Source organism: Halomonas sp. DP5N14-9 (assembly GCF_019802175.1).
GTDB classification, from domain to species: domain Bacteria; phylum Pseudomonadota; class Gammaproteobacteria; order Pseudomonadales; family Halomonadaceae; genus Halomonas; species Halomonas litopenaei.
Genome location: NZ_JAHVHR010000001.1, coordinates 149,099 through 168,083, shown reverse-complemented (window position 1 = coordinate 168,083; position 18,985 = coordinate 149,099). Strand labels below are relative to the sequence as shown.

15 protein-coding genes are annotated in these 18,985 nt (G+C 65.7%); 7 read left to right on the top strand and 8 right to left on the bottom strand.

What is annotated here, in order from left to right; all coding sequences use genetic code 11:
- Nucleotides 1–181 precede the first annotated feature (181 nt).
- Nucleotides 182–1,744 (bottom strand): threonine ammonia-lyase, biosynthetic, encoded by a 1,563-nt coding sequence (gene ilvA, locus KUW00_RS00775; RefSeq protein ID WP_260425355.1) that lies wholly within the window; start codon nucleotides 1,742–1,744, stop codon nucleotides 182–184.
- Between the two features lie 204 nt (nucleotides 1,745–1,948).
- On the opposite strand from ilvA, the gene rpiA reads away from it, so the two are divergent.
- A complete protein-coding gene (gene rpiA, locus KUW00_RS00770; RefSeq protein ID WP_222568007.1) occupies nucleotides 1,949–2,623 on the top strand; it encodes a ribose-5-phosphate isomerase RpiA in 675 nt (224 codons plus the stop codon).
- Between the two features lie 6 nt (nucleotides 2,624–2,629).
- On the opposite strand, the gene waaA is transcribed toward rpiA, so the two are convergent.
- The 3 genes from waaA to KUW00_RS00755 are packed head-to-tail and all read right to left on the bottom strand — an operon-like array spanning nucleotide 2,630 to nucleotide 6,460.
- Complete coding sequence (gene waaA / locus KUW00_RS00765) at nucleotides 2,630–3,928, bottom strand: lipid IV(A) 3-deoxy-D-manno-octulosonic acid transferase (protein WP_222568006.1); 1,299 nt, start codon at nucleotides 3,926–3,928, stop codon at nucleotides 2,630–2,632.
- A gap of 2 nt (nucleotides 3,929–3,930) precedes the next feature.
- Complete coding sequence (gene hldE, locus KUW00_RS00760) at nucleotides 3,931–5,361, bottom strand: bifunctional D-glycero-beta-D-manno-heptose-7-phosphate kinase/D-glycero-beta-D-manno-heptose 1-phosphate adenylyltransferase HldE (RefSeq protein WP_045990977.1); 1,431 nt, start codon at nucleotides 5,359–5,361, stop codon at nucleotides 3,931–3,933.
- Nucleotides 5,351–6,460: a glycosyltransferase family 9 protein gene (locus KUW00_RS00755; protein ID WP_108131936.1), complete on the bottom strand. Its 1,110-nt coding sequence runs from the start codon at nucleotides 6,458–6,460 to the stop codon at nucleotides 5,351–5,353. The genes hldE and KUW00_RS00755 overlap by 11 nt, the downstream gene beginning before the upstream one ends.
- On the opposite strand from KUW00_RS00755, the gene KUW00_RS00750 reads away from it, so the two are divergent.
- Complete coding sequence (locus tag KUW00_RS00750; RefSeq protein WP_222568005.1) at nucleotides 6,459–7,181, top strand: 3-deoxy-D-manno-octulosonic acid kinase; 723 nt, start codon at nucleotides 6,459–6,461, stop codon at nucleotides 7,179–7,181. The genes KUW00_RS00755 and KUW00_RS00750 overlap by 2 nt on opposite strands.
- 128 nt (nucleotides 7,182–7,309) lie before the next feature.
- Here KUW00_RS00750 and KUW00_RS00745 read toward each other — a convergent pair whose 3' ends face one another.
- Nucleotides 7,310–8,455: a glycosyltransferase family 4 protein gene (locus KUW00_RS00745; RefSeq protein WP_261391917.1), complete on the bottom strand. Its 1,146-nt coding sequence runs from the start codon at nucleotides 8,453–8,455 to the stop codon at nucleotides 7,310–7,312.
- Nucleotides 8,456–8,493: 38 nt separating this feature from the next.
- On the opposite strand from KUW00_RS00745, the gene KUW00_RS00740 reads away from it, so the two are divergent.
- From KUW00_RS00740 to KUW00_RS00730, 3 genes are all read left to right on the top strand, one after another.
- Nucleotides 8,494–9,606 (top strand): glycosyltransferase family 9 protein, encoded by a 1,113-nt coding sequence (locus tag KUW00_RS00740; protein WP_222568004.1) that lies wholly within the window; start codon nucleotides 8,494–8,496, stop codon nucleotides 9,604–9,606.
- Nucleotides 9,607–9,693: 87 nt separating this feature from the next.
- Nucleotides 9,694–10,452, top strand: a complete 759-nt coding sequence (locus KUW00_RS00735) for a glycosyltransferase family 2 protein (RefSeq protein ID WP_045990973.1) — start codon at nucleotides 9,694–9,696, stop codon at nucleotides 10,450–10,452.
- A 40-nt stretch (nucleotides 10,453–10,492) separates the two neighbouring features.
- The gene (locus tag KUW00_RS00730; protein WP_108131939.1) at nucleotides 10,493–12,127 is read left to right on the top strand and encodes a sulfatase-like hydrolase/transferase; all 1,635 of its coding nucleotides are present in this window, start codon (nucleotides 10,493–10,495) and stop codon (nucleotides 12,125–12,127) included.
- Nucleotides 12,128–12,237: 110 nt separating this feature from the next.
- Here KUW00_RS00730 and waaF read toward each other — a convergent pair whose 3' ends face one another.
- Nucleotides 12,238–13,311: a lipopolysaccharide heptosyltransferase II gene (gene waaF, locus KUW00_RS00725; RefSeq protein ID WP_375038055.1), complete on the bottom strand. Its 1,074-nt coding sequence runs from the start codon at nucleotides 13,309–13,311 to the stop codon at nucleotides 12,238–12,240.
- Nucleotides 13,304–14,260, bottom strand: a complete 957-nt coding sequence (rfaD, locus tag KUW00_RS00720; RefSeq protein ID WP_108131940.1) for an ADP-glyceromanno-heptose 6-epimerase — start codon at nucleotides 14,258–14,260, stop codon at nucleotides 13,304–13,306. Before rfaD ends, waaF begins: the two co-directional genes overlap by 8 nt.
- Before the next feature lie 92 nt (nucleotides 14,261–14,352).
- Here rfaD and glyQ point away from each other — a divergent pair, with 92 nt between their 5' ends.
- Together glyQ and glyS are read left to right on the top strand one after the other, a co-directional pair.
- Nucleotides 14,353–15,315: a glycine--tRNA ligase subunit alpha gene (gene glyQ, locus KUW00_RS00715; protein ID WP_108131941.1), complete on the top strand. Its 963-nt coding sequence runs from the start codon at nucleotides 14,353–14,355 to the stop codon at nucleotides 15,313–15,315.
- A 2-nt stretch (nucleotides 15,316–15,317) separates the two neighbouring features.
- Complete coding sequence (gene glyS, locus KUW00_RS00710; RefSeq protein ID WP_222568003.1) at nucleotides 15,318–17,384, top strand: glycine--tRNA ligase subunit beta; 2,067 nt, start codon at nucleotides 15,318–15,320, stop codon at nucleotides 17,382–17,384.
- A gap of 422 nt (nucleotides 17,385–17,806) precedes the next feature.
- On the opposite strand, the gene KUW00_RS00705 is transcribed toward glyS, so the two are convergent.
- Nucleotides 17,807–18,973, bottom strand: coding sequence for a zinc-binding dehydrogenase (locus tag KUW00_RS00705; RefSeq protein WP_222568002.1), 1,167 nt, complete (start codon nucleotides 18,971–18,973; stop codon nucleotides 17,807–17,809).
- Nucleotides 18,974–18,985: the final 12 nt, after the last annotated feature.

Genomic DNA, 18,985 nt, shown 5'->3' with positions numbered 1-18,985 from the left:
TTGATGTTGTGGTCAAAGCGACTGACTCAGACTATAGGGTGATCACCCACGTATGGCAATCATCACGCTTCCACGATGAAGCCCGTCAGCCAGGCGTCATCATGCCCAGCAAGTAAGTCAGCGCTTGCGCGCGCAGGATACGCCGCTTTGCCTCGACTTCCAAGACGTCATCCCGCCATGGCTATGCCATAAACAGTTGGTAGGCGGGATTGTCACTTTCCTTCCAATAGCGATAGCCAATGGCGTCAAAATGTTCCTCGACGTGGGAGCGATCCCCGTTGGGAATCTGCATGCCGACCAGCACCCGACCATAGGCAGCACCGTGGTTGCGGTAGTGGAACAGCGAGATGTTCCAGTCCTGGGGCAGATGGGTCAGGAAGTTCATCAGCGCGCCTGGGCGCTCGGGAAATTCGAAGCGATAGACTTCCTCGGTGAACTCGGTACGGGGCCTGCCGCCGCCCAGATGACGGATATGCAGCTTGGCCAGTTCGTTGTCGGTCAGATCCTCGACCGGGTAGCCCGCCTCGATCAGTTTGCCGATCAGCGCCTGGCGATCCTCGCCGCCCGGCTTGACCTGTATGCCGACGAAAATGTGGGCCTGGTCGGCATCGGCGTAGCGATAGTTGAATTCGGTGACCATGCGCTTGCCGATGGTGCGGCAGAACTTCTTGAAACTGCCAGGTCGCTCGGGAATGGTCACCGCCAGGATCGCCTCGCGCTGTTCGCCGAGTTCGGTACGCTCGGCGATATGCTGGAGCCGATCGAAGTTGGTGTTGGCGCCAGAATTGATGCATATCAGGGTCTGGCCCTCGGCCCCGGTCTCCTGGATGTACTTCTTGAGACCGGCCAGCGACAGCGCGCCGGAGGTCTCGGACACCGCCCGGGTATCCTCGAAGATATCCTTCACCGCCGCACACATCTCGTCGGTGTTGACGGTGATCACCTGGTCCACCAGGTCCCGCATCAGGGAAAAGGGAATCTCGCCGATCTGCGCCACCGCCACGCCCTCGGCGAACACCCCGACCTGTTCAAGGATGACCCTTTCACCGGCCTCCAGCGCGGCCTTCAGGCAGGCGCTGTCCTCGGCTTCCACCCCGATCACCTTGATCTCCGGGCGCAGGTACTTGATGTAGGCCGCCATGCCGGCGATCAGGCCACCACCGCCCACCGGAATAAACACCGCATCGATGGGGCCGCTGTGCTGACGCAGGATCTCCATGGCCACGGTGCCCTGTCCGGCGACCACATCGATATCGTCAAACGGCGGGATATAGGTGTAGCCGTGGGCCTCGACCAGCTCCTGAGCGTGCTCTGCGGCGGCGGCGAAGGCGTCGCCCTTGAGGATGACCTTGGCGCCCCAGCCGCGTACCGCAGCCACCTTGATCTCCGGGGTGATGCGCGGCATCACGATCACCGCCTTGACGCCCATCTGCTTGGCCGCCAGCGCCAGGCCCTGGGCATGGTTCCCGGCGGAGGCGGCGATCACGCCCTTGGCTTTCTGCTCATCGGTCAGGTGAGCCATGCGATTGTAGGCACCGCGCACCTTGAAGGAGTGCACCGGCTGAAGGTCTTCACGCTTGATCAGAATCTGATTGTTGAACCGTCGCGACAGCATGGGCGCAGGTGAGATCGGCGTTTCTCGGGCGGCTTCGTAGACCCGGGCCTGGAGAATCTTCTTGACGGTAGCTTCGAGCATTCTGGTATCCAGCGTGAGGGAGGCGGGCAAAACCCCTATTGTTAGCATCGCCTCACGCCCAACGTCCAGCGCCAGCCACCCCAGGCAGACATTGCTTGCCTCGGTGCCGAGCTGCCGCGACCGCGATGAGGGCGGAAGCGGGCGGAGCCCAGGCACCACGGTGACACGCCACACAGCGTTTCTTCCGTCTTTCGCGATGCCCTATAATGGCCGCAGCTTTCCTCTTCTCACGCTCCCCATCGCAGGTATTCCATGACCCAGGACGAACTCAAGGACGCCGTCGCTGCCGCCGCCATCGACGAGGTCCGCCCGATGCTCGGCCGTGACATCGTGATCGGTGTCGGTACCGGCTCCACCGCCAACTGCTTCATCGACCGCCTGGCAGAGCTGCGCGGGGACTTCCGCGGAGCGGTGGCCAGCAGCGAGGCCAGCGCCCAACGATTGAAGGGGCACGGCATCGACGTCTACGAGCTCAATGAAGTCGGCACCATGCCGGTCTATGTCGACGGCTCAGACGAAGTGAACGCTCACCTACAGATGATCAAGGGTGGGGGTGCCGCGCTGACCCGCGAGAAGATCGTGGCGGCCTGCTGCAAGACCTTCATCTGCATCGCCGACGCCTCCAAGCGGGTCGAGCGGCTGGGCGACTTCCCGCTGCCTATCGAGGTGATTCCCATGGCCCGCTCCTACGTCGCCCGGGAACTGGTCAAGCTTGGCGCCGATCCGGTCTACCGCGAGGGCGTGGTCACCGACAACGGCAATCAGATCATCGACTGCTACGGCCTCGACATCGACGACCCCGTCGCCCTGGAGACCCGCATCAACGCGATCGTCGGAGTGGTGACCAACGGCCTGTTCGCCGCTCGTCCGGCGGATATCCTGCTGATCGGCGACGCCGACGGCATCAGCCGGCATCTACCCGCCTGAGCCCGATCACCTGCCTTGGCCGTGGCCAAGCAGCCGGTCCAGGCCAGCGAGGGTGGCTTCCAGCGCACCCCGGTGGGTGTCGATGACACCTTGCCCGGCCTCGCTCAGCCGCTTGCGCTGTTCTGCATCCTCGAGCAGCGCGGCGACACGCTCGACCAGCTCGTCGGCGTCGGCGATCTCGACCAGCGCGCCGGCGTCTCTCAGCAGCTGGGCCACGTCCTCGAAATTGTCGAGATGCGGGCCGGTCACCACCGGCACGCCCATCAGCGCGGGTTCGAGCAGATTGTGGCCGCCGATGGGCACCAGACTGCCTCCGACGAATGCCAGGTCCGCAGTGCCGTAGAGCGCCTGCAGCTCCCCCATGCTGTCGCCAAGATAGATCTCTGCCCTGGCGCTGGGGACGCGCCCCCGGGAGCGCCTGACGGTCTCGAAGCCGGCCTCCTGGCACAGCCTGGCGACCTCCTCGAAGCGCTGCGGATGGCGCGGCACCAGCACCAGCAGGATATCGGGAAAGCGCGCCTGTAGGCGTCGCTGGACCCCGAGCAGCAGCTCATCCTCACCGGGATGGGTGGACCCGGCGACCCAGATCGGGCGATGCCCGATGGCTGCGTGCAAGCGCTCACTCACCTTCAGAGATGCATCATCAAGGGCCATGTCGAACTTCATCGATCCGACGACTTGGATGTGGTCGGACGCCATGCCCAGTTCGACGAAACGCTCGGCATCCTCACCGGACTTGGCCGCCAGCCAGTCGACACAGGCCAGCGACTCGGCCATCAGCGGGCGCAGGCGCCGATAGCCACGAAAGGCACGGGGCGACAGGCGGCCATTGACCACCGCCACCGGGATACCCCGCCTGGCGCAGACCCTCAGCAGGTTCGGCCACAGCTCGGTCTCGAAGAAGATCGCCTGGCGAGGGGCCAGACGCTGGACAAAGCGGCGCGCGGCGCCGGGAAAGTCGAGCGCCACGAAGACATGGCTCAGGGGAGCGGCCGCCTCCGCCTCGGGAACGTCGTCCACCAGCGAGAGCACTCGTTCGGCGCCGGTGGCGGTCATGGTGCTGACCACCAGTCGGTGATCGGGATGGCGCAGGCGCAGGGCACGGATCAACGGTCGTGCCGCCACCACCTCGCCCACCGAGGCGCAGTGCAGCCATAGCCGCGGACGCTCGTCGGCGAAGGGCCGCAGACAGCCCATCCGCTCGCCACGAGCGCGATCCGGCAGCTGTTCGCGCCAGACCCGTCGCCAGATCAGCGGCGACAGCAGTCCGATGGCACCTGAATAGGCGAGCCGTGGCCAGCTCACCCTCAGCTCTCGCGATCGAGGATGGTCGAGATCATGGCGGTGGTGGAGACGCCATCCTCGAAGCCGAGCACCTTGACCTCGCCCCCTGCGTCACGCACCGCTTCGCCGCCGGCGATATCCTCGGGCCGGTAGTCCCCGCCCTTGACCAGCACGTCCGGCAGCACCGATTCGATCAAGCGAGCCGGCGTATCCTCGGCGAAGGGCACCACCCAGTCCACCGCGCCGAGTCCGGCCAGCACCTGCATGCGGCGATTGAGCGGATTGATCGGCCGCTTGGGGCCCTTGAGCCGACGGATCGAGGCGTCGTCGTTGACCGCCACGATCAGCCGGTCACCGAGCTGGCGGGCGTGCTCCAGGTAGGCCACGTGGCCGGCATGAAGAATGTCGAAGCAGCCATTGGTCATCACCACCCGCTCGCCACGGGCCTGGGCGGCGCGCACCGCCAGCACCAGCGGTGATTCCTCGATGACGCCGAATTCGGCCAGCTTGTCGCCGTGCAGCGCGGTGTAGAGCTCGGCGATGGACAGCGTCGCGGTGCCGGGCTTGGCCACCACCAGACCCGCCGCCAGATTGGACAGGGTCATGGCCTCGGCGAAGCCGTGGCCGGCGGCCAGGGCTAGACCCAGCACCGCGATCACGGTGTCGCCGGCGCCGGTGACGTCGTAGACCTCACGGGCCCGAGTCGGCAGGTGCAAGGGGTCATGGCCTTCGCGAATCAGCGTCATGCCCTTCTCGCTGCGGGTGATCAACAGCGCCTCGAGCTCGAGCTCCTCGCGCAGCGCCTCGCCCTTGGTGGCCAGGATGTCGTCGCTGGGGCAGGGTCCGACCACCGCCTCGAATTCGGCCAGGTTGGGGGTGATCACGCTGGCACCACGATAGCGCCGGAAATCGCTGCCCTTGGGGTCCACCAGCACCCGCTTGCCGGCCCGGCGCATTTCCGGGATCACCATCTCGACGTTGGCCAGGGTGCCCTTGCCGTAGTCGGACAGGATGATCAGGTCGAAGTTGTCGGTGGCCTCGATCAGCCTGGGCGCCAGCTCCGAGGTGTCGATCTTGTCGAGTCCATCCTCGAAGTCCAGCCGGATCAACTGCTGGTTACGGCTCATCACCCTGAGCTTGGTAATCGTGGGCATGCCGGGAGTACGGTGAAAGTGAGTACTCACCCCCACCTCCTCCAGGCGCGCGGTCAGACGGTCGGCATTGTCGTCGTCACCGACCAGTCCGGCCAACGCCGCGTGGGCGCCCAGGGAGGCGATGTTCAACGCCACGTTGGCGGCGCCGCCCGGACGATCCTCGCACTCTTCCACGCGCACCACCGGCACCGGGGCCTCCGGTGATATCCGGGAGGTGCCGCCGTGCCAGTAGCGGTCCAGCATGACGTCGCCCACCACCAGCACGCGGGAGCGCTCAAGCGCGGTCAGATCAAGCTTCATCGGGTGACTCCCTATCGAGGTCGGAGCGGTGTTGCGAGGCGGTGTCGGCGAGCAGGGTATCGAGTCGCTCGATCACGTCGTCGGCGCGAATCAGCGACATCGCATCGGGATGGCGGACCCGCTGGCCCCAGGTGATGGTGTCGGGATCCGCCTGGAGGAACTCCCGGACGGCGTCAGGGTAGCGATTGACCACGTAGTCGCGCCACAGGTAGGGCGCGGCGCGATCGGGGTTGGTGGTGGCGAACAGACCCACCACCGGGGTAGCCAGGGCGTTGGCCATGTGTACCGGGCCGGAATCCGGGGCAATCACCACCCGGGCGCGATCGATCAGCGCCAGCAGCCCCTTGAGCGAGGTGGCGCCGATGGCGTCGATCACCGCCTCGGGGTGACACAGCGACTGAATGCGCGAGCCCATCTCGCGCTCCTGGGTGCTGCCGCCCCCGGTCATCACCGTCTTCAGACCAAACTGGGTCCAGGCGTGCTCCACCACGGCGGCGTAGCCTTCCGCCGACCAGTTGCGAAAGTTGCGCAGGCGCGGATTGGCACAGGGACTGATCAACAGGTAGGCGCTGTCGCCGGTGAGCTCCCTGGCCTCGGCGTAGGCGCTGTCCGGCACCGGCAGTCGCCACTCCAGCGACGTATCCTCGACTCCCAGCAGGCGCGCGAAGTCCATGAACGACTCCAGCACGTGGGCCCGCTCACGCGGGGCCAGCTGACGGTGCGTGAACCAGTACTGACGGTCCTTGGCCCGCGCCGGGTCGAAGCCCACCCGCACCTTGGCCTTGAGTCCCAGCGACAGCACGCTGGCTCTGAGTGCCTGCTGCATGTGCAGCAGCACGTCGAAGCGGGTATCGGCCAGCTCGCGCCACAGCGCCCGCATGCCCTTGAGGCCGGTCGACTTGTCGTAGACGACGAACTCGACCCCTGACAGGCCGGTCAGTAGACTGTATTCGCCCTTGCCGACGATCCAGGTGATCCGCGCCTCGGGCCATTGGCGCTGCAGGGCTCGAACCGTGGGCACCAGATTGCACACGTCTCCCAGGGCAGAGAGACGCAGCACGCCGATGTGGGCAGGACGAGCGGGCAGAGGATGCTTCATGCGGTTGGCAACGTATCAGTCAGGAAAGGTGGGCATTTTATACGATGCCACCAGTTTATGTGACGCTGTACCGCGGCCACAAATCGGACCCGCTCTGCTGGCGCCAGAATACTGGCGCGAGGCAGGCCTGGTGACCGGACAGGCGCCGGGTCGCGGCCAGAGTCTGTTTCTCGAGGTGGGCGATCGTCAGTGGGTGCTGAGGCCCTACCGCCGCGGCGGTCTCGTCGCCCGGCTCTCGACCTCCCGTTACCTGTGGACCGGGCTCGAACGCAGTCGCGCCTTTCGCGAAGTGCGTCTGACGGCGCGGCTTTACCAGGCCGGCCTGCCGGTGCCGCGGCCGGTGCTGGGAGGCGTCGTTCGCCATGGCCCAAGCTACGAGGCCGCGCTGATCACCGAGCGCCTGCCGGCCACCCGAGCGTTGGCAGAGCATCTCGGCAGCGGTGATCTGGCCCCGGGCCTGCTCCATGAAGTGGGCCAGGTCATCCGACGCTTCCACGATCATGGCCTCGACCATGTCGACCTCAACGCCCGCAACCTGCTGGTCGACGACAGCGACCGGGTCTGGCTGATCGACCTGGACCGCTGTCGCCTGCGCGCCCCTGGCAAATGGCGCGAGGGCAATCTGGCGCGACTGGGACGTTCGCTGGCCCGCTTCTGCGTCGACGAGACGTCGGCCCAGCAGGCACTCGAAGAGATCCGCCGCGGCTATAGCGACGCCTAGCCTGTGACCGATAGCGGCCTTGATCGATAGCTGCCTGTGATCGATTCTCGGCTCCAGAACACTTTTACAGCAACATCTACAACGATAGCGACCGCTCACTCACTTCGCTGAACAAGCGGTGTCACTCGTCAGACGGCAGGCTGGCCAGCGAGCACGTCGTCATAGACCTGAGTCAGCCCCTGCACATGCTGCGACAGCAGGAAGTGCTGCTTGACCCGACGTCGCGCCTCTTCGCCCAGACGTCGCCTGAGCTCGCCATCTTGCGCCAACTCCAGCATGGCGGCGGCCCACTCGGTGGCGGATTCGGGGTCTGCCAGGCGGCCACTGTGAGCGTCGATCAACTCGGGGATGGCGCCACTACGCGAACCGATCACCGCCTTGCCGGCGGCCATGGCCTCGATCACGGTCAGGCCGAAGGCCTCGTTGCGCGACGGCACACAGACCACGTCGAGCACCTCGAACAACCGCGCCAGGTCACGCCGAAAGCCGGTAAAGGTGATGCGCTGCGACAGTCCCTGCTCGGCGACCAGCGCCTGGAGCTCGGCCACGTACTCCTCACGACTGCCCTCCTCGGCGCTGAGTCCACCGATGATGACCCCATGGACATCGAGCGTCGGATGCTCGGCGATCAGTCTCGCCAGGGCCTCGACGAACACCCGCTGGCCCTTGCCAGGCGTCAGTCGCCCCGCCACCCCGATGGTGGTGGCCGACGCCGGCAGCCCGAGGCTTGCGCGCAGGGCGCGCCGCTCGCCGGCGTCCAGACGCGGCGCCAGCGGCGCCGGATCGATCCCCAGGTACAGACGCTGGATACGCTCGGCCGGTAGGGCGAAGGCCTTGACGTTACGTCGCCGGGACGCCTCGCTGATGGACAACAGCCGCGACACCCGTCCGTAGGCCCAGCGGTGATACAGGTCCTTCTTCGGCCGGGTGACCCCCATATGGTCGGTGAACACCACCTTTAGCCGCGGCCGCAAGGTCGCCAGCAGGGCTGCCAGGCGCAGGTCGCTGGACTTGTGGCAGTGCAACAGGCGGATGTCGTGACGGGCCAGGTACTCAAGCCACCGGCGCACACCGAAAAGCGCCGAGCCTCTGGAGCGGGCAGTCAGCGTCGCCACCCCGGCATCATCGAGGCTCCTGGCCACCCGCGAGTCGCCCAGTGCCAGGGCATGCACCTGCCACCCCTGAGCGGCAAGCTCCGGTATAATCCTCGAAGGATACATTTCCAGTCCGCCCCAGCCGTCCGACAGGCAGATGTGCATGACCTTGTGACTCAAGGTGGTCTCCTTTCCGATAGCGGGGCTCGGGAGCCCAAATGACAGCAACGACGGCCTCGGCCGACGCTCGTGCCCCTCGACTGCTGGTGGTACGCAACGACAAGCTTGGCGATTTCATGCTCGCCTGGCCAGCACTCGCCGCCCTCAAGAAGGCCAAGCCCGCCCCTCATGTCAGCGTGCTGGTACCCGCCTATACGGCGCCGATGGCAAGGCTCTGTCCGTGGATCGACGACGTCGTCATCGACCCGGGTGAACAGGCGCCGAAGGATGCCCAGCGTGCCCTGCTCGCGACGCTGCGCCAGAGCGGTTTCACGGCGATGCTGACGCTCTACTCCACCACCCGCATCGGCTGGCTCGGCCTTCGCTCGGGGATTCCCCTGCGCATGGCGCCAGCCACCAAGTGGGCCCAGCTATTCTACAACCGTCGCGTCACCCAGCGCAGATCCCGTTCGGCCAAGCCTGAATACATCTACAACCTGGAACTGGCCGAGGCCATGATTCAGGCGCTGGGACTCTCGTCAGGACAGCCGTCGCAACAGCACCCCGCGCCCCCCTACTGGCCCCTGGCCCCGCAACAACGTAACGCTCAGCGTAGCGCGCTGGGCCAGTCGCTGGGGCTCGACGACACGCGCCCTTGGGTGTTCCTGCACCCGGGCAGCGGCGGCTCGGCGGTCAACCTGACTCCCGAGGCCTACGCCAGGCTTGCACAGGGTATCGATCGGCGCCTGGCCGAGTCGGGTGAGCGTCCGCCCCACTGGATTCTTACCGCCGGCCCCGGCGAAGAAGCCGTGGCCGATGCCCTGGTCAAGACGCTGGACGAGGCAGGCCTCAGTGCTTACCGTCAGCCGGCCTGCGCAGGACTCGCCGACTTCGCCCGCAGTCTGGCGGCGGCCGACGCCTTTATCGCGGGTTCCACCGGCCCGCTGCACGTGGCAGGCTGTCTCAACCTGATCACCGTCGGCTTCTACCCGTCCCATCGCTCGGCCACCCCGCTGCGCTGGCAGACCTGCAACGACGCCGATCGGCGACTGGCGTTTCATCCACCGACGGATGCCGCTCACCAGGACATGTCGGCCATCGACCTGGAGGCCGCCGCCGCCGCCACTGCAGCGCGCCTGAGGAAGGTCAACCACCATCGGTCGACGGCATAGCAACAGCGTATCGGCGCATCCCACTCGCCACAGCGTATCGGTTGTTGGCACCAGCACCCCATCAAGCCCTTCGTATAGGCAGGCCCCATGACCCCGATTACCGGCATCATCATTACCCTCAACGAGCAGGACAACGTCGAGGAGGCCATCGCTTCGCTGGCTCCGGTGTGCGACGAGGTGATCGTGGTCGATTCCGGCAGCAGCGATGACACCGTTGCTCTGGCCGAGGCCGCCGGCGCTAGAGTGATCCATCAGCCCTATCTGGGCGATGGCCCGCAAAAGGCCTTCGCCGTCCCCCAGGCGTCCCATGACTGGATCCTGGCGCTGGATGCCGACGAGCGCCTGGACGACGACGCCGTGGCGGCGATTCGCGAGCTGTCGCTGGATGACCCGCGCAAGGCCTACCGCTTCAAGCGTCGCAACTTCGCCGGCCGCCACTGGATTCGCGCGGCGGGGTTCTACCCGGACCCGGTGACCCGGCTGTACAACCGCACCACCTCGGGCTATCTGCCCAAGAAGGCGCATTCCTCGGTCCAGGCACCGGAGGTGGTCGACGTGGACGCCCATCTGCGTCACTTCACCTACCGTGACCTGTCCCACTGGATGCAGCGCATCGATCAACTGTCGACCCGCGACGCCTGGGCGATGAAGGAACGTGGTGTCACCCCCTCGTCGACTCGTCCCACGCTACACGCGATGACCGCCATGCTGCGCAAGCTGGTGCTCAAGGGCGGGCTGCTGCAGGGCCAGGATGGCATGACCGTCGCCATCACGACGGCATTCCATGCGTACATGAAGTATGCAAAGCTGAACGAACTGTACGAGAACGAGCGAGCCGATCGCTGATTCGTATCGGTTTCACGGAACGACACCTGGCGCCTCGATCATGCCCCTGCACCGCCCCGCCACCTCGACCTGGCTTCGCTGGGCCGTCCATCTGATTCTCGGCCTGTCCGTGGGCCATGCCCTGGTCATGGTCACCCGGCTGCCCGGCTGGTGCCTGCCGCTGCCGGCACTGGTGTGGTGTGCCCTGGCCGGATGGAAACGCTGGGGCGCGCCACCTCCACCACGACTGCGGGTGCAGGTGATCCCCTGGGCGCTGGCGCCACTGGCCTTCTGGGGCATCTACGTCTACCTGGCCAACAGCTTCGGCCAGGTGGACATGGGCGCGGTCTATTTCCACCTGCAGGCGGGCATTGCCAAGCACGGCGGCAGCGAGCGCAGCGTGGCGGCGATACTGTACACCGCAGCCATGTTGCTGATTCTGGCGGCCTACACCTGGCTGGTGCGAGCCGACTACCGCTGGCAACGCTGGGACCACTGGCTGGCCTTCGTGCTGCTGGTCGCCAATCCGATGTTCTACTCCATGGGCCAGCGCGGCGCGGCGGTGGTCACCGATCCCGGCACCTGGCTGGAGCGTCGCTACGTCGAGCCGGTGATCCTCAAGGCGCCGCCGCAGCCCCCCAACCTGCTGTTGATCTACCTGGAGAGCCTCGAGCGTACCTACGCCGACGAGGCCCGCTTCGGCGACGCCTACGCCGACCTGGCCGCCTTGGAAGCGGATGCGGTGGTGTTCGACAACGTTCGCCAGCTCGACAACACCGGCTGGACCATGGCCGGCATGATCGCCAGCCAGTGCGGCACGCCGCTGATGCCCGCCGGCCTGCTCCACGACAGCCAGTTCGAGCCACTGCACCACGTGGTACCCGGAGTCGCCTGCCTGGGAGATCTGCTCGCGGGGCTTGGCTACCGCCAGACCTTCATGGGCGGCGCCAGCACTGAATTCGCCGGCAAGGGGCTGTTCTACGAAGACCACGCCTACGACCGCGTGCTGGGGCGCGAGCAGCTTGCAGGCCGCCTCGACGACCCGGACTACCTCAATAGCTGGGGCCTCTACGACGACAGTCTGTACGCCATGGCGGAAGAGGAAGCAAAGCGCCTGGATCGTCAGGACGGTCCCTGGAACCTGACCGTGCTCAATCTGACCGCCCACGCCCCGGCGGGCTATCCGGCCAGGGCCTGCCAGGCCAATCAGGGCGAGCACGATGGTGTGGATATCCTGTACGCGGTGAAATGCTCGGCCTGGCTGACCCGCCGGCTGATCCAGCGCCTTGGCGACCAGGGGCTGCTGGAGGACACCCTGGTGGTGATTGCCAGTGACCATCTGACCATGCGTGTCTCGGCCTGGGATCAGCTGATTCAGACGCCTCGCACCAACACCCTGATGATGATGGGCAATGCGCTGACGCCCCAACGCATCTCGACCACCGCCACCACCATGGACACCCTGCCGACGCTGCTGGAGGCGATGGGCTTCACCATCGACTGGCACCGCGCCGGACTGGGCGTCTCGCTGTTCTCGAACGATCCGACCCTGGCCGAACGCTACGGCCTGGAAGCACTCAACGGGTACATGCGTGAAGAAACCGCGCTGCAGCAGCGCTTGTGGCAAGGCCTGGCCCCGGCGTATCGCAACGACGGACAGCCCGACAGCCCGCCCGAGGCGCCCCAGCAGCCTTGACGTTGGCGTCTACCTGCCTGGGCGCCCATATGAAGAGTAGCGGCGACAGAGCGCCTGTATGACGACCAGGACGGCTGGACAAGGCTTCACAGACGACACCTTGCCCCGGATCACTCGTTGCTGGCGTCGATCCGGTTCGGGGCCTCGTCTGTCAGGATCGCCTCCAGCACGCTGTCCACAGTGATCTGCTTGAGGCAGTTGGTATGCCCGAGCGGGCAATGTCGCTCGAAGCAGGGCGAGCAGGACAAAGCCAGATAGTGAATCCGGGCGTTGTCGGTCAGCGGCGGCGTATAGGCCGGCGACGAGGAGCCATAGATCGCCTGGATACGCGTCCCTACCGCGGCGGCCACATGCATCAACCCGGAGTCATTGGTCACCACCTGACGACAGTCGCCAAGCAGGTCGACGGCATCCTCCAGGCGGGTCTCGCCACACAGGTTGTGGGCATGCTCGAGACCGGTCACGATCTCCTCGCCCGCCGCGTGATCCTTGGGCCCACCCAGCACCCTTACCTCGAACCCTTGAGCGATCAGCTCCCCGGCCAGGCGATGGAAGTAGGCCAGCGGCCACTGCTTGGCGGGGCCATATTCCGCCCCTGGCATCAGGCCAATGGCAGGGCGCACGCCGAGTCGATGTTCATCATGCAACCGCGCCAGGTTGATCGCATCCTGACGCAGCCGTGGCTGGGGGATCTCGAAGTCGCCGGCAGCGGCAGCGTCCGCCGGCAGCCCCAGCGAGACGAAGCGCTTGACGGTCTGGTCGAGCACGTCGCGCTGCAGCTCACGGCGCTCGCTCAACAGGCCAAAACGGTGCTCCCCGGTGAACCCGGTTCGCCTGGGTATCCTCGCCAGAAAAGGCACCAGTGCCGACTTCCAGGAACGCGGCAGCACGATGGCATGATCGAAGCGTCCCTTGAGCGACCTGGCCAGCCGTCGTCGGGCGGAAAAGCCGAAGACGCCGTGTCCGACGGCCAGCTCGACGACCTCGTCGACCTCATCCATGCGCTCGAGGATCGGCCTCGACCAGGCAGGTGCCACCACCGCCAGGGCGGCGGCGCCCTGCTGCTTCAGCGCCTTGAACAACCCCTGGGCCATGACCATGTCACCGACCCAGCTGGGACCGACCACCAGCAGCCGCTGGCCCGCCAGCCGCGGCTGCGCCATGACCGGCGCAGCTTCAGCCATTCAACCACTCCAGGTAGCGGGTCACGCCCTCGGCCACGGTGTGGAATTCCTTGTCGTAGCCGGCCTCGCGCAGCCGCGAGATATCGGCACGGGTGTAGCTCTGGTAGCGCCCCTTGAGCTCTTCCGGGAAGTCGATGTAGTCGATGCGGCCCTTGCCGTAGAAGTCGATGACCGTCTCGCCGATGGTCTTGAACGGCTCGGCGCGGCCGGTACCGAGGTTGTAGATTCCCGACACCTCGGGGTTGTCCAGAAACCACAGATTGACGTCGACCACGTCGCCGACATAGACAAAGTCACGGCTCTGCATGCCCGCGTCGTAGCCGTCCCAGGCGCCGAACAGGCGCAGGTTCTCGCCGGCGCTGATCTGGGTGTGGTGATGGAAGGCCACGCTGGACATCTTGCCCTTGTGCTGCTCGCGGGGGCCGTAGACGTTGAAGTAGCGAAAGCCCACCACCTGGGTCTTGAGTTCGGCCTGGCGCGAGCGCACGTACTGGTCGAACAGCAGCTTGGAGTAGCCGTAGACGTTGAGCGGCTTCTCGTGCTCGGGAGACTCCACGAACACCTCGCTGCCGCCGTAGGTGGCCGCCGACGAGGCGTAGAGGAAGGGAATGCCCTCCTGCTCGCAGAAGTGCAAAAGCTCCTTGGAGTAGGTGAAGTTGTTCTCCAGCATGAAGCGTCCATCCCACTCGGTGGTGTCCGAGCAGGCACCTTCGTGGAAGATCGCCTCGATGGGCGGAAGCTGGTTCAACTCGCCGCGCATGTGGGCCTTCACCCGGGACAGGAACTCGTCCTTGTCCATGTAGTCCCCGAGGGTCAGGTCCGCCAGGTTGACGAACTTGGTGCCGTCCCGCAGGTCATCCACCACCAGGATGTCGGTGCGCCCCCGGTCATTGAGGGCCTTGACCAGATTTGAACCGATGAAGCCGGCTCCGCCTGTCACTACGATCATGGGAAAACCTCTGTTGGCGCTGTGCCTATAACCGAATTGCCTGTGATTGTATACTTGACGGCTCGTGAATTCATGGCCAACGGTGCTTCCCAATGACACAGTCGACGCCAGACGTGGCAACCTTCCAGGGCCTGATCCTCGCCCTGCAACAGTACTGGGCCGAACAGGGCTGCGTGATCATGCAGCCGCTGGACATGGAAGTCGGTGCGGGCACCTTTCACCCGGCCACCTTCCTGCGCTCCATCGGACCCGAAACCTGGAACTCGGCGTACGTTCAGCCGTCTCGCCGTCCCACCGATGGCCGCTACGGCGAAAACCCCAATCGCCTGCAGCACTACTACCAGTTCCAGGTGGTCATGAAGCCCTCCCCGGCCAACCTCCAGGAACTGTATCTGGGGTCGCTTGAGCGTCTCGGCATCGACCCGCTGGTCCACGACATCCGCTTCGTCGAGGACAACTGGGAGTCACCGACCCTGGGTGCCTGGGGACTCGGCTGGGAGGTCTGGCTCAACGGCATGGAGGTGACCCAGTTCACCTACTTCCAGCAGGCCGGCGGTATCGAGTGTTTCCCGGTCACCGGTGAGCTGACCTACGGCCTCGAGCGCATCGCCATGTACCTTCAGGACGTGGACAGCGTCTACGACCTGGTATGGACCATCGCACCCGACGGATCCCGCGTTACCTACGGTGACGTCTACCTGCAGAACGAGCGCGAGCAGTCCACCTACAACTTCGAGCATGCCGACGTGGACGCCCTGTTCGGCAACTTCGACCACCAGGAAAGCGAGTGCCAGAAGCTGCTCGCCGCCAACCTGCCGCTGCCGGCCTACGAGCAGGTACTCAAGGCCTCCCACACCTTCAATATGCTCGACGCCCGCCACGCCATCTCGGTCACCGAACGCCAGCGCTATATCCTGCGCGTGCGCACCATGGCCCGCGACGTGGCCCACGCCTACTACGCCTCACGCAAGGCGGCCGGTTTCCCGCTGGCCCCGGAAGCGCTGCGACGTGAACTTCTCGACGACGAACCCCTTGCCGCACAGGGAGACGCATAAGCATGGCCGCCCACACCCTCTTGCTTGAACTCGGCGTGGAAGAACTTCCGCCGGGAGCCATCGACACTCTCTCCGACGCCTTCGCCGAGGGCGTGCGTCGCGGCCTCGCCGATGCCGGCGTCGACTTCCAGGGCGTCACCGCCTACGCCTCCCCCCGCCGGCTGGCGGTACGGGTCGAGGCACTGGCCGACAAACAGCCCGACCGGGACGTCGAAAAACGCGGCCCTGCCCTGGCGGCAGCCTTCAAGGATGGCGAGCCAACCAAGGCAGCCCAGGGGTTTGCTCGCTCCTGCGGCGTCAGCGTCGAAGAACTGATCCATCTGGAGACCGACAAGGGCACCTGGCTCGGCTACCGCGAACAGCAACAGGGCGAGGCCACCGTCGCCCTGCTGCCCGCCATCATCGACAAGGCTGTGGCGGCCCTGCCGGTGCCCAAGAACATGCGCTGGGGCGCTTCCCGCATCGAGTTCTCCCGCCCGGTTCACTGGCTGGTGGCGCTCTACGGCGACGAGGTCGTACCCGCCACGGTGCTGGGCCTTGAGGCCGGCCGCGAGACCCGCGGACACCGCTTCCACGCCCCCGAGGCCATCGTCCTGAAACATGCCGACGACTACCTCGGTGCCCTGGAGGATGCCTGGGTGCTGGCCGATCGCAGCAAGCGTCGCGAGCGCATTCGCGAACAGGTACTGGCCGAGGCAGAACTGCTCGAAGCCACCGCCGTCATCGACGAGGACCTGCTGGAAGAAGTCAGCGGTCTGGTCGAGTGGCCGGTGGCGCTGACCGGCAGCTTCGACGAGCGTTTCCTCGAGGTGCCGGCGGAATGCCTGATCTCGTCGATGAAGGCCAACCAGAAGTACTTCCACCTTCTGGATGCGGACGGCAAGCTCAAGCCCGCCTTCATTACCGTGTCCAATATCGACAGCCGCGAGCCGGACAAGGTCATCGCCGGCAACGAGAAGGTGATTCGCCCTCGTCTGGCCGATGCCGCCTTCTTCTACGAGACCGACCGCAAGCGCCCGCTCGCCGAGCGCATCGAGGGCCTCTCGAGCGTGGTGTTCCAGAAGCAGCTCGGGACCCTCGCCGACAAGGCCAGACGCAGTGCCAACGTGGCCGCGCACATCGCCAGCCGGACCGGCGGTGACGAGTCCCGCGCTCGCCGTGCTGCGGCCCTGGCCAAGTGTGATCTGGTCACCGAAATGGTGCTCGAGTTCCCGGAGCTTCAGGGCATCATGGGGCGCTACTACGCTGAGCACGATGGCGAAGACGCCGAGGTCGCACGGGCGCTGGAAGAGCAGTACCTGCCGCGGTTTGCCAGCGACGCCATCCCCCAGACCCTGACCGGACAGGCCCTGGCCATCGCCGATCGCCTGGATACCATTACCGGGATCTTCGGCATCGGCCAGCGCCCCAGCGGTACCAAGGACCCCTTCGCCCTGCGCCGTGCTTCCATCGGCGTGCTCAATATCCTGGTCAAGGGTGAGCTGGATCTGGACCTGCGCGAGCTGCTCGAGCTGGCCGTGGCCCAGCATGAGGCGCTGCCCAAGGCAGACGGCCTGGTCGATGACGTCCTTGGCTACATGCTCGATCGCTTCCGTGCCTGGGCCCAGGACGAAGGGATCGGTGCCGAGGTTTACCTGGCGGTGCGTGCACGCCCGGTGACCCGCCCGCTGGACTTCGCCCGTCGCCTGCGCGCCGTGGCGCAATTCGCCACGCGTGATGAAGCCGCCGCCCTGGCCGCCGCCAACAAGCGAGTCGGCAACATCCTGTCCAAGCAGGATCACGATGGACGCACCGAGGTCGACGAGAGCCTGCTCTCCGAGGACGCCGAGAAGGCCCTCAAGAACGCCGTGGCAGCTTGCCAGGAGCAGGTCGCTCCGCTGTTCCAGCAAGCCCGCTACAGCGACGCCCTGGACGTGCTGGCAAGCCTTCGGGCACCGGTGGATGCCTTCTTTGACCAGGTGATGGTCATGGCCGAGGACGAAGCCGTTCGTGCCAATCGTCTGGCCCTGCTGGCAAGCCTCCAGGCGCTGTTCCTCGAAGTAGCGGATATCGCCGAACTGCAGCAGTAATCCTGCCCCAGGTGGTAACGAGGCCGGCCCCGCAAGGGGCCGGCCTTTTTTATATCGACAGGCTGAGCCCGCCTGGCCCACTACCCCACGACCCCAAAGCCCCTGAGCCCTTCATAGGGGATACCACAGCCGCTACGAACGCAGGAGTGAGCCAATGGGATGTGCCAGGAGAGTCAAACCTGGCGATGCAGAGTGACACTCGCCACCGACGTTTCACGTGGAACATTACCCAGATAGAAAGCGCCGGCGGCGACAATGTTTCACGTGGAACATACAGGAGTACAGGCAAGGGCAGGCTCTCATGTTTCACGTGAAACCCGCCCCGCTTGATGCACCCCCAGTACGACGCCTGGAGCTTGTACCCCGACGCCCGCCCTGAGCCTCACGCCCGCTGCTTTTCTTGGCGCCCCGACTCTGCCGCTTTACTCGGCGATACTTTCCGCCAGCCGCTGATCCATGATCACTACCGTCTTGCCCAGTTCGAGATCATTGTCCTGCGAGTCAGTTGCCGGCAGGCCCACGCTCGGGTGACGGTCGGCTATGGTGCCCGAACGCAAGCCACTGCCAACGGCACCGTTGGCGAGCCACTCAGGCAAGTCGTCGGCTCTCAGACGACGTCCGATAGCGGGCCTGAGTCCGTGGCGATCCATATAACCGAGCATGGCCTCCAGGTCGCCACGGCTGCCGACGCTGATCCCTTCCAGATGCAGCAGCTTGCGAATCGCCGGTCCCACCAGATCACCCTCGACACGGCCACTCTCGAGAAAGCCCACCAGGGCGATATGTCCATTGGTAGCCATTGACGGCAGAATGGCATCGACCAGAAACTGCCCGCCCACCACATCGATGGCACACCCTACGCCCACCGACTCGGTGATGGCCATCACCTGGGACACCACGTCGGCCGCCCCGCCCTCCCGGCCGATCACCGCTACCGCGCCTAAATCCCTGAGCCGTGCTGCCAGAGCGGGTCGCGACGTCACCACGATAGGCCGAGCACCGGCCGCAGCCGCCATCTGCAGGGCCTGCAGCGACACGTTGCCGGTTCCCGCCAACAGCAGGTAACGGCCCTGCAGCTCATCCAGGTCGCCAAGCGACTTCCAGGCCGTGACGCCGGAGATCGCCAATGCAGCGGCTTCCTCGAGCCGCCAGCCAGATGGCACGGCAACCAGCGCACGACGGGGAACGATGACCTCCTCCGACAACCAGCCATCACCAGGACCGCCCAGCTTTGAGGCGTGATAGGACTCCTTGAAAGCTCCAGAAATCCAATCGATGGTGTAGTGGCCCAGCACCGGTTGTCCCACCTCGAGATCAACGACATCCCTTCCCGTTTCCAGCACCACCCCAGAGCCTTCAGACAGCGGCACGAAGGGGCGTGGCAACTGCGGCAGATAGCTGCCGTCCTGCAGCGCCCTGTCGCGGTAGTTCAGCCCCACCGCAGCGACCCTGACACGCACTTCTTCGCTGGCCAGGTCACGACGCGCTACCTGGTATTCATGGATTCCTTCAGGCCCCACCCTGTCAGAGCGGAATTGACGAAAGTGACGTAGCGATACCAATGGGCGTAGACGAGCTTCCAGTAACATGGGAACAACCTC

Excerpts from the sequence above, each read along its gene's own strand:
- rpiA (WP_222568007.1), top strand. The coding sequence starts at position 1,949 with ATGACCCAGGACGAACTCAAGGACGCCGTCGCTGCCGCCGCCATCGAC.
- KUW00_RS00705 (WP_222568002.1), bottom strand. The coding sequence starts at position 18,973 with ATGTTACTGGAAGCTCGTCTACGCCCATTGGTATCGCTACGTCACTTT.
- KUW00_RS00735 (WP_045990973.1), top strand. The coding sequence starts at position 9,694 with ATGACCCCGATTACCGGCATCATCATTACCCTCAACGAGCAGGACAAC.
- KUW00_RS00740 (WP_222568004.1), top strand. The coding sequence starts at position 8,494 with ATGACAGCAACGACGGCCTCGGCCGACGCTCGTGCCCCTCGACTGCTG.
- KUW00_RS00750 (WP_222568005.1), top strand. The coding sequence starts at position 6,459 with ATGCGGTTGGCAACGTATCAGTCAGGAAAGGTGGGCATTTTATACGAT.
- rfaD (WP_108131940.1), bottom strand. The coding sequence starts at position 14,260 with ATGATCGTAGTGACAGGCGGAGCCGGCTTCATCGGTTCAAATCTGGTC.
- KUW00_RS00730 (WP_108131939.1), top strand. The coding sequence starts at position 10,493 with ATGCCCCTGCACCGCCCCGCCACCTCGACCTGGCTTCGCTGGGCCGTC.
- hldE (WP_045990977.1), bottom strand. The coding sequence starts at position 5,361 with ATGAAGCTTGATCTGACCGCGCTTGAGCGCTCCCGCGTGCTGGTGGTG.
- ilvA (WP_260425355.1), bottom strand. The coding sequence starts at position 1,744 with ATGCTAACAATAGGGGTTTTGCCCGCCTCCCTCACGCTGGATACCAGA.
- KUW00_RS00755 (WP_108131936.1), bottom strand. The coding sequence starts at position 6,460 with ATGAAGCATCCTCTGCCCGCTCGTCCTGCCCACATCGGCGTGCTGCGT.
- waaF (WP_375038055.1), bottom strand. The coding sequence starts at position 13,311 with ATGGCTGAAGCTGCGCCGGTCATGGCGCAGCCGCGGCTGGCGGGCCAG.
- glyQ (WP_108131941.1), top strand. The coding sequence starts at position 14,353 with ATGACACAGTCGACGCCAGACGTGGCAACCTTCCAGGGCCTGATCCTC.
- glyS (WP_222568003.1), top strand. The coding sequence starts at position 15,318 with ATGGCCGCCCACACCCTCTTGCTTGAACTCGGCGTGGAAGAACTTCCG.